At 67.9% G+C, this 10035-nt stretch carries 8 protein-coding genes; all 8 read left to right on the forward strand.

The window, feature by feature from the left end:
• Positions 1–8 precede the first annotated feature (8 nt).
• Entirely contained in the window at positions 9–1472 is a 1464-nt protein-coding gene (locus tag POF73_RS43560) for an RNA-guided endonuclease InsQ/TnpB family protein (RefSeq protein ID WP_272124970.1), read from the forward strand.
• Positions 1469–4093, forward strand: coding sequence for a valine--tRNA ligase (locus tag POF73_RS43565; protein WP_272124972.1), 2625 nt, complete (start codon positions 1469–1471; stop codon positions 4091–4093). The genes POF73_RS43560 and POF73_RS43565 overlap by 4 nt, the downstream gene beginning before the upstream one ends.
• Before the next feature lie 170 nt (positions 4094–4263).
• Entirely contained in the window at positions 4264–5751 is a 1488-nt protein-coding gene (gene folC / locus POF73_RS43570) for a bifunctional tetrahydrofolate synthase/dihydrofolate synthase (RefSeq protein ID WP_272124973.1), read from the forward strand.
• A gap of 9 nt (positions 5752–5760) precedes the next feature.
• Positions 5761–6117: a DUF4233 domain-containing protein gene (locus tag POF73_RS43575; RefSeq protein WP_272124974.1), complete on the forward strand. Its 357-nt coding sequence runs from the start codon at positions 5761–5763 to the stop codon at positions 6115–6117.
• A gap of 87 nt (positions 6118–6204) precedes the next feature.
• Complete coding sequence (ndk, locus tag POF73_RS43580) at positions 6205–6618, forward strand: nucleoside-diphosphate kinase (protein WP_272124975.1); 414 nt, start codon at positions 6205–6207, stop codon at positions 6616–6618.
• 288 nt (positions 6619–6906) lie between these two features.
• Positions 6907–7926: a rod shape-determining protein gene (locus POF73_RS43585; RefSeq protein ID WP_004001297.1), complete on the forward strand. Its 1020-nt coding sequence runs from the start codon at positions 6907–6909 to the stop codon at positions 7924–7926.
• Positions 7927–8124: 198 nt separating this feature from the next.
• On the forward strand, positions 8125–9174 hold the full coding sequence (gene mreC / locus POF73_RS43590; RefSeq protein ID WP_272124978.1) for a rod shape-determining protein MreC: 1050 nt from the start codon (positions 8125–8127) through the stop codon (positions 9172–9174).
• 13 nt (positions 9175–9187) lie between these two features.
• Positions 9188–9868: a rod shape-determining protein MreD gene (gene mreD / locus POF73_RS43595; protein ID WP_272124979.1), complete on the forward strand. Its 681-nt coding sequence runs from the start codon at positions 9188–9190 to the stop codon at positions 9866–9868.
• Positions 9869–10035 lie beyond the last annotated feature (167 nt).

Genomic DNA, 10035 nt, shown 5'->3' on the forward strand with positions numbered 1-10035 from the left:
GCGCGGCGGTGAGGAAGATCAAGAGGGCAGGCAGGGTAGCCAAGGATCCAGCCGACGCCGGTCGTAAGTACCGTCTCTATCCCACGCCTCAACAAGCCGAGCGGCTCAGCAAGTGGGGGCACACCTGTCGTGCCGTCTGGAACGTGGCTCTGGAGCAGCGGCTCTATGTGTACAAGCAGCGACGCAAGTACCTGAGAGCCGACGAACAGTGCCGCTACCTGACCCGGGCTCGCCACGACCTTGAGTGGATCGGCGACCTCCCTTCCCAGGCTCCCCAACAGGTCCTCAGGCATCTCGACCAGGCCTACGAGAACTTTTGGAACGCGGAGCATCCAGCAAGGTTCCCGCGCTTCAAGAAGCGCACTTCGCGCATGGCGATCCCTCTTCCCGGACAGGCCGTGCGCGTGCGCAAGCTGAACCGCAAGTGGGCCTGCGTGCGCATCCCCAAGCTCGGCGAGGTCAGGTTCCGGCTGACACGCCCGCTCGGCGGGCAGGTCAAGGCTGTTTCCTTCCGAAGGGACGCGATCGGTCGCTGGTATGTGAGTTTCAGCGTCCATACCGGTACGGCATCCGCCCCGCCGAATGGACAACCACCCGTGGGACTGGACTTCGGCGTGAAGCAGTCGGCGTACCTGTCGGACGAGATAGCGCCACGGCTCATGCCTCAGACCCTGACCAAAGGCGAGCGACGGAGGCTTGCCGGACTGGAGCGTCGTAGAGAGCGGCAGATCCGGCAGGCCAAGAGGCATCGGGGAGGGAAGTACAGCAATCGACTACGACGAACACTGCGCGCCATCGCGGAGCTGAAGTCGAGACAAGCTCGTCGTCGGGCCGACTTCACGCACAAGCTCACCACAGACCTGGCCAAGAACCACGGCTTGGTCGCCATTGAAGATCTTCGCGTGAAGCAGATGACACGCAGTGCCAGGGGTACGACCGCCCAGCCTGGCGTGCGAGTCTCTCAGAAGGCCGGTCTGAACCGGGCCGTCCTCGACAATCTCCCGGGGGAGCGTCGTCGGCAATTGGTCTACAAGTGCGCGGCTTACGGATCTGAGCTTGTCCTGGTGCAACCGGCCAGGACATCGCAGACGTGTGGTGCCTGCAACCTCTGGGACCCCGCGTCGCGGCTCAGCCGCGACACCTTCGCCTGCACCGGGTGTGGGCACACTGACGACGCGGACCACAACGCCTCGGTCGTCATCCTCGGCCGCGCCCTTCGTGATCACGTAGGCGCAGTCTTTGCCGCAGGACAATGCGGTGAACAGCACGCACCGACAGGCCAGGCCCGGCCTGCTACGTCTCGTACTCGTACGGGACGCACGCGTGAACCCCTGACCCCCTCATCCGCGGCGGCCGAGCCGTCGCCGGATATCGAGGGCTACAAGGAATCCCGGCAGGTCACTGCGGGGAGGATGTCAAAGAACAAACGCGTTTCGGGACACGCCCGGGACACCCCTAAACTGAGCGGGTGACCGAGAACGCTCAGCAGCAGCCATCAGCGCCCCACACCGAACTGCCGACCCAGTACGCGCCGGCCGACGTAGAGGGGCCGCTGTACGAGCGCTGGGTAGAGCGCGGTTACTTCGAGGCGGACGCGAAGAGCGACAAGCAGCCGTACACCGTTGTCATCCCGCCGCCGAACGTCACGGGCAGCCTGCACCTCGGGCACGCCTTCGAGCACACCCTCATCGACGCGTTGACGCGTCGTAAGCGCATGCAGGGGTTCGAGACGCTGTGGCAGCCCGGCATGGACCACGCCGGTATCGCCACACAGAACGTCGTCGAGCGGGAGCTCGCCAAGGAGGGCAAGTCCCGGCACGACCTGGGCCGTGAGGCCTTCGTCGAGCGGGTCTGGCAGTGGAAGGGCGAGTCCGGCGGGCAGATCTCCGGCCAGATGCGCCGCCTCGGTGACGGCGTCGCCTGGTCGCGCGAGCGCTTCACCATGGACGAGGGGCTGTCCCAGGCCGTCCAGACCATCTTCAAGCGCCTCTACGACGACGAGCTGATCTACCGCGCCGAGCGCATCATCAACTGGTGCCCGCGCTGTCTGACGGCCATCTCGGACATCGAGGTCGAGTACCAGGACGACGACGGTGAGCTCGTCTCCATCCGGTACGGCGAGGGCGACGACTCCATCGTCGTGGCGACGACCCGTGCCGAGACGATGCTCGGCGACACCGCCGTCGCCGTCCACCCCGAGGACGAGCGCTACCGCCACCTCGTCGGCCGCGAGATCGAGCTGCCGCTCACCGGCCGCCGTATCCCCGTCGTCGCCGACGAGCACGTCGACCCCGAGTTCGGCACGGGTGCCGTCAAGGTCACCCCGGCGCACGACCCGAACGACTTCGAGATCGGCCAGCGGCACCAGCTGCCGGCCATCGCCGTGATGGACGAGCACGCCGTCATCACCGCCCATGGCCCCTTCCAGGGCCTGGACCGTCTTGAGGCCCGCTCGGCCATCGTCGGCGCGCTGCGCGCCGAGGGCCGGATCGTCGCCGAGAAGCGGCCGTACGTCCACTCCGTCGGCCACTGCTCGCGCTGCAAGACCACCATCGAGCCGCGCCTGTCCATGCAGTGGTGGGTCAAGGTCGGCCCGCTCGCCAAGGCCGCCGGTGACGCGGTCCGCGAGGGCAAGGTCAAGATCCATCCGCAGGAGATGGAGAAGCGGTACTTCGACTGGGTCGACAACCTCCACGACTGGTGCATTTCGCGGCAGTTGTGGTGGGGGCACCGGATTCCGGTCTGGTACGGCCCCGAGGGTGAGGTCGTCTGCGTCGGTCCGGACGAGGAGCCGCCCAGCGGCGAGGGCTGGCGTCAGGACACCGACGTCCTCGACACCTGGTTCTCCTCCGGTCTGTGGCCGTTCTCCACGCTCGGCTGGCCCGAACAGACCGAGTCGCTCGCGAAGTTCTATCCGAACTCCGTCCTGGTCACCGGCTACGACATCCTCTTCTTCTGGGTCGCCCGGATGATGATGTTCGGCCTGTACGCGATGGATGGCACCCCGCCGTTCCACACCATCGCCCTGCACGGCATGGTCCGCGACCAGTTCGGCAAGAAGATGTCCAAGTCCTTCGGGAACGCCGTCAATCCCCTCGACTGGATGGACAAGTACGGCAGCGACGCGCTCCGCTTCACGCTCGCGCGCGGCGCCAACCCGGGCGTCGACGTCCCGATCGGCGAGGACTGGGTCCAGGGCTCCCGCAACTTCGCCAACAAGATCTGGAACGCGACCCGCTTCGCGCTGATGAACGGCGCCACGGTGGACGGCCCGCTGCCGGACGCGTCGGCGATGTCGTCCACGGACCGCTGGATCCTCTCCCGCCTCAACTCGGTCGTCGCCGAAGTCGACGCGTTCTACGAGGACTTCCAGTTCGCCAAGCTGTCCGACGCCCTCTTCCACTTCGCATGGGACGAGGTCTTCGACTGGTACGTCGAGCTGTCGAAGACGACGTTCCAGGCGGGCGGCGAGGCGGCCGAGGTCTCCAAGCGTGTCCTCGGTGAGGTCCTCGACATCACCCTGAAGCTGCTGCACCCGGTGGTCCCGTTCGTCACGGAGACGCTGTGGACCACCCTCACGGGCGGCGAGTCGATCGTGATCGCCGAGTGGCCGAGCGACAGCGGCTTCCGTGACAAGGGCGCGGAGCAGGAGATCGAGTCGCTCCAGTCGGTCATCACCGAGGTCCGCCGCTTCCGCGCCGACCAGGGCCTGCAGCCGGGCCAGCGCGTCCCGGCCCGCCTGACCCTCGACGGCACGGCACTCGCCCCGCACGAGCCGGCCATCCGCCAGCTGCTGCGCCTCCAGCCGGAGGGTGAGAACTTCACGGCGACGGCGACCCTCCCGATCGCCGGCGCCGAGGTCGCCCTCGACCTCTCCGGCACGATCGACGTGGCGGCGGAGCGCAAGCGCCTCGCGAAGGACCTCGCCGCCGCCGAGAAGGAGAAGGCCCAGGCCACCGCCAAGCTCGGCAACGAAGCCTTCCTGGCGAAGGCCCCGGACAACGTCGTGGACAAGATCCGCGGCCGTCTCGCGAAGGCGGACGAGGACATCGCCCGGATCAAGGCCCAGCTGGAGCGCTTGCCGGAAGCGTGAGTCGTTCTACGCGACTGAAGGCCCCCTGTGCGGTGCAGCACAGGGGGCCTTTGCCTACTCAGGGGCGCGAGGAACTGCGCGACCAGCCCCCACCGGCCGTCAGCCGCCCGTCAACCCCCACCACCCCACTCCCTGGGCGCACTGTCAGTCCCCCTCCGTAGACTGGCCCCGTGAGTGAGAGCGACGACCCCTTCGACGAGATCATCGCGGCGGAAACCGACCGTGATCCCGACCTCGCCGTCATCGAAGCCGGCAGCCGAACCCTGCGAACCCAGGGCGGAGCGCCGAGCGCCGACGTCCCGGCACGCCCCGAGGACCCCGAGGTCGACAAGGCGCTGCGCGAGGTCGAGGCGGAGCTGGCGACACGCTGGGGCGAGACCAAGCTGGAGCCCTCGGTCAGCCGTATCGCCGCACTCATGGACGTGCTGGGCGATCCGCAGCGGTCGTACCCCTCGATCCACATCACCGGCACCAACGGCAAGACGTCGACGGCCCGCATGATCGAGGCCCTCCTCGGCGGCTTCGAGCTCCGCACCGGCCGCTACACCTCGCCGCACGTCCAGTCGATCACCGAGCGGATCAGCCTGGACGGCGCCCCGATCTCCGCCGAGCGCTTCATCGAGACGTACCACGACATCAAGCCGTACGTCGAGATGATCGACTCCTCGCAGGAGTACCGCCTGTCCTTCTTCGAGGTGCTGACGGGCATGGCGTACGCGGCGTTCGCCGACGCGCCGGTCGACGTCGCCGTCGTGGAGGTCGGGATGGGCGGCTCCTGGGACGCCACCAACGTCATCGACGGCGATGTCGCCGTCGTGACCCCCATAGACCTCGATCACACCGACCGGCTGGGCTCCACTCCGGGTGAGATCGCCACCGAGAAGGCCGGGATCGTCAAGCAGGACGCGACCGTGATCATGGCCCAGCAGCCGGTGGACGCGGCGCAGGTGCTGCTGAAGAAGGCCGTGGAGGTCGACGCCACGGTGGCCCGCGAGGGGCTGGAGTTCGGGGTCGTCGCACGTCAGGTCGCCGTCGGCGGGCAGCTGGTCACGCTGCGCGGGCTGGGCGGTGAGTACCCCGAGGTGTATCTGCCGCTGCACGGCGCGCACCAGGCGCACAACGCCGCCGTCGCCCTTGCCGCGGTGGAGGCGTTCTTCGGCGTCGGCGCGGCACGGGCCGAGCAGCTGGACATCGACACGGTCCGCAAGGCGTTCGCCGCCGTCGCCTCGCCGGGGCGGATGGAGGTCGTACGACGCTCTCCGACCGTCGTGCTGGACGCCGCTCACAACCCGGCCGGCGCGCGGGTCACCGCCGACGCGATCGGGGAGGCGTTCGACTTCAGCCGGCTGATCGGGGTCGTGGGCGCGAGCGGCGACAAGAACGTGCGGGGGCTGCTGGAGGCCTTCGAGCCGATCTTCGCCGAGGTCGTCGTCACGCAGAACTCCACCCAGCGCGCCATGGACGCCGACGAGCTCGCCGCCATCGCCGTCGAGGTGTTCGGTGAGGACCGCGTGCAGGTCGAGCCGCGGCTGCCGGACGCCCTGGAGGCCGCGATCACGCTGGCCGAGGAGGAGGGCGAGTTCGCGGGCGGCGGTGTGCTGGTCACCGGGTCCGTCATCACGGTCGGCGAAGCCCGGCTGCTCCTGGGGAAGGGCTGAGTCCGAAGAATGCGTACGCTCTGTTCCTCGACGCTGATCGGCGAGTTCTTCGTCATCGGCTTCGCCGGTCTGGTCGCCATGAAGGACCCCGACCTGTCCATGGCGCAGGTGTGGACGGTCAGCGGGATCGCGATGTTCCTGTGTGTGCTGCTGTGCGGCCTGGTGACCCGCCCCGGCGGCGTCGCCCTCGGCTGGGCGCTGCAGATCGCGCTGATCGCCTCCGGTTTCATCGTCCCCACGATGTTCGTGCTGGGCGTGATCTTCGCGGCGCTGTGGTGGGCGTCGGTGCATTTCGGGAGAAAGGTCGACGAGGCGAAGGCGCGCTTCGCGGCTCAGGGTGACAAAACCAGCCCGTCCGGCGCTTGAGTACAAGCTGACACTGCGTAACAGGAGCCCGGACACGCCCTGTAACCTCATCCCACCGCACCACCGGCTGTAAGAAGGAGCCCTCCCGTGACCCAGCGCACCCTCGTCCTGCTCAAGCCCGACGCTGTCCGCCGCGGCCTGACCGGCGAGATCATCAGCCGTATCGAGCGCAAGGCCGGCTGGCAGATCACCGCGCTGGAGCTGCGCACCCTGGACCAGGAGACCCTGGAGCAGCACTACGGCGAGCACAAGGGCAAGCCTTTCTACGAGCCGCTGGTGGAGTTCATGGCATCCGGTCCGGTCGTCGCCCTGATCGTCGAGGGCGAGCGGGTCGTCGAGGGGCTGCGCGCCCTGGCCGGTCCGACCGACCCGATCGCCGCCGCGCCCGGCTCCATCCGTGGTGACTACGGCGTGATCGTGCGCGAGAACCTGATCCACGCCTCCGACTCGGAGGAGTCCGCCGAGCGCGAGGTGAAGATCTTCTTCCCGGGTCGCGCGTAGCTCGCAGCTGTCGTAAAAACGAGGTGTGGGGGGCCGAAGTTCCGGTAGCTCCCGGTAGTCCCCACACCGGTGTGCATATGCGTGGCGATCGAGGGAACGAGTGCCCCCGATGGCCCGTCTCCACAAGCGGGGCGGTTCGTCATCTGCTGACAATGGCGAAGACCCTCCCGCAGTGTTCGCGAAGGCGCGTCTACGATGGAAGCCTTCACGTCACAGCACCCACTTCGCCGACCTGATAAGCCATCAAAAGCTCCCAGGAAGGCCAGACGAATCCTGATGGGGAACTCAATGTCGTTCATCGGCCGTGACATGGCTGTCGACCTCGGGACCGCCAACACGCTGGTGTACGTCAGGGGTCGCGGGATCGTACTCAACGAGCCGTCCGTCGTCGCGATCAACACGAACACCGGTGGAATTCTCGCGGTCGGCGCCGAAGCGAAGAAGATGATCGGGCGCACGCCCGGCAACATCGTTGCCGTTCGTCCGCTGAAGGACGGCGTGATCGCCGACTTCGAGATCACCGAGCGAATGCTCCGCTACTTCATCCTGAAGATCCACAAGCGGCGGTATCTGGCTCGTCCGCGGGTCGTCGTCTGTGTGCCCTCCGGCATCACGGGCGTCGAGCGCCGCGCCGTCATCGAGGCGTCGTCCCAGGCCGGCGCCCGTCAGGTGCACATCATCGAGGAGCCCATGGCCGCGGCCATCGGCTCCGGCCTGCCGGTCCACGAGGCCACGGGCAACATGGTGGTCGACATCGGCGGCGGCACCACGGAGGTCGCGGTCATCTCCCTCGGCGGCATCGTCACCGCCCAGTCCATCCGCGTCGCGGGTGACGAACTGGACAACGCGATCATCCAGCACATCAAGAAGGAGTACTCCCTTCTGCTGGGTGAGCGGACGGCCGAACAGATCAAGATCACGATCGGTTCTGCGTACGATCTCGATTCCGACGAGCACACCGAAATCCGTGGCCGGGATCTCGTCTCCGGGCTGCCGAAGACCGTCGTCATCTCCGCGGCCGAAGTCCGCAAGGCCATCGAGGAACCGGTCAACGCGATCGTCGATGCCGTGAAGACGACCCTCGACAAGTGCCCGCCGGAGCTGTCCGGCGACATCATGGACCGAGGAATCGTTCTGACCGGCGGTGGCGCCCTGCTGCGCGGCCTCGACGAGCGGCTGCGCCGCGAGACCGGCATGCCGATCCACATCGCCGAGGACCCGCTGGACAGCGTGGCGCTCGGCTCGGGCAAGTGCGTCGAGGAGTTCGAGGCGTTGCAGCAGGTGCTGGACGCCCAGCCGCGCAGATGACGTAACTCTTCGATTCCGCCGTACGGGATGATCTCCTCTCGTACGGCGGATCGTTGATATAGAGGCATAAGCTCCCCGATGAGCCTCAAAACTTCTCGTACAGCTCCGCGTACCAACTCCGCCAACTCCGTATACAGAACCCCGCGGGTTTACCGGGGGTTTCCCGAATTCCTATGAGGAAGGGCACGGCCGCCGCACGTGAGGGACACACGAGAGAGCCGGCTGCTCCTGGTGCTGCTGATCGCCATCGCGTTCGCGCTGATCACGGTGGACATCCGCGGTGGGGAGGATTCACCGGTCGACGGTGCCCGCCATGCCGCCGCCACGGTCTTCGGCCCGATCGAGGACGGTGTGTCGGCCGCGGTGAACCCGGTCGGCAACGCGGTCGCCGCGATCCGTGACTCCGGTGAGCGCCATGACCGGCTCGCCCGGCTGGAGCAGGAGAACGCCGCCCTCAAGGCGAAGCTCGGCAGTGACGACCGTGACCGCAGCCGGCTGAAGCAGCTCGACAAGATGCTGAAGATCGCCGGCAAGGGGCAGTACGGGATCAAGGGCGCCGAGGTCATCGCCATAGGAGCTGCCCAGGGCTTCTCCTGGACGATCACCATCGACGTCGGCGCCAACGACGGCATCAAGCGCGACATGACCGTCCTGAACGGGGACGGGCTGGTCGGGCGGGTCACCACCGTCGGCCCCGACACCGCGACCGTACTGCTCGCCAACGACCCCGACTTCACCGTCGGTACCCGCATGGAGTCCAGCGACGAGCTCGGCTTCGCCTCCGGCCAGGGCGACCGGCCGCTGCGCGTCGAACTCCTCAACGGCAAGGCCGAGGTGAAGAAGGGCGACCGTCTCGTCACCTTCGGCTCGCAGGCCGACAAGCCGTTCGTGCCCGGCGTCCCGGTCGGCGTCGTCTCGCGTGTCGACCCGTCCGGCGGCAACCTGACCCGCACCCTGTACGTCACGCCGTACGTCGGCTTCAGCAAGCTCGACATCGTCGGGGTCGTCGTCCAGGCCCCCGAGCACGACCCGCGCAACACGGTGCTCCCCGACAAGCCCAAGCCCACCCCGAGGCCGACCGTGACGGTGACCGTCACCCCGGGCGCCGAGCTCCCGGGAGACGGCCAGGAGCAGCCGCAGGCCGACGGTCAGAACCAGCCTCAGGCGGACGGTCGGAACGAGCCTCAGGCGGATGGCCAGTACCAACCTCCAGCCGATGCCCAGAACCAGTACGAGCAAGAGCAGTAGGAGCTGAAGCCCCATGCGCGTCAACCGAATCCTGCTCTCGTCCTCCCTGGTCGTCGTCGCCCTGGTCCTTCAGGTGAGCGTCCTCTCACGCCTCCACCTCCCGGGCGCCGTACCCGACCTGCTGCTCCTCACCGTGCTGGGCCTCGCCATGGTCTACGGCCATGTCGGCGGCGCCCTCGTCGGCTTCGGCGCCGGCCTGCTCGCCGACCTCGCCCCGCCCGCCGATCATGCCGCCGGCCGCTATGCGCTGGTGCTGTGCGTGATCGGCTACCTCGCCGGGCTCATCAAGCCGGAGAGCGGCCGGCTGAAGTCGGCCACCGGGCCGATGGTGGTCGTGGTCGTCGCCGCGATCAGTGCGACGCTGCTGTACGCCGGTGTCGGCGCCCTCGTCGGGGACACCGCAGCCCGCCACGTCGGCCTCGGCAGTCTGCTGTTCACGGCCGCGCTGTACGACCTGCTGCTCGCGCCGTTCGTGGTCCCCGGGATCATGGCGCTGGCCCGGCGCGCGGAGAACGACCCGCTCGCCGATACCAACTCCCAGGCGAAGAAGCCGAACATCTCCTCGGGCTGGCTCTCCGGCGGTACCGGGCTGCGCATCGGCGGCCAGCGGGGCGGGCTAGGCAGCCTGAAGATGAAGGCCGGGCGGGCGCGAACGGCGCGCGCCGGGCGCATCAAGGGGGTCAAGCGGCTGTGACCGCAGGAGAGTTCACCGGAACGAGTGAGGCCGGGCGGAACCCGGGCTCCTGGGCCCTTCGTTCCTCACTCGTACACAGACACTCGCGTTCATCACTCGAACACCCGAACCTGTACGGCTCGCATTCGTACACGCACTGAGAGGGGGAGGAAGCGGCAGTGACCAAC

The organism is Streptomyces sp. HD (genome assembly GCF_028369295.1).
Lineage (GTDB): Bacteria > Actinomycetota > Actinomycetes > Streptomycetales > Streptomycetaceae > Streptomyces.

What these genes read in the sequence shown, in the direction of transcription:
- POF73_RS43575 (WP_272124974.1), top strand. Translation starts at nt 5,761, where the DNA reads ATGCGTACGCTCTGTTCCTCGACGCTGATCGGCGAGTTCTTCGTCATC.
- POF73_RS43585 (WP_004001297.1), top strand. Translation starts at nt 6,907, where the DNA reads ATGTCGTTCATCGGCCGTGACATGGCTGTCGACCTCGGGACCGCCAAC.
- mreD (WP_272124979.1), top strand. Translation starts at nt 9,188, where the DNA reads ATGCGCGTCAACCGAATCCTGCTCTCGTCCTCCCTGGTCGTCGTCGCC.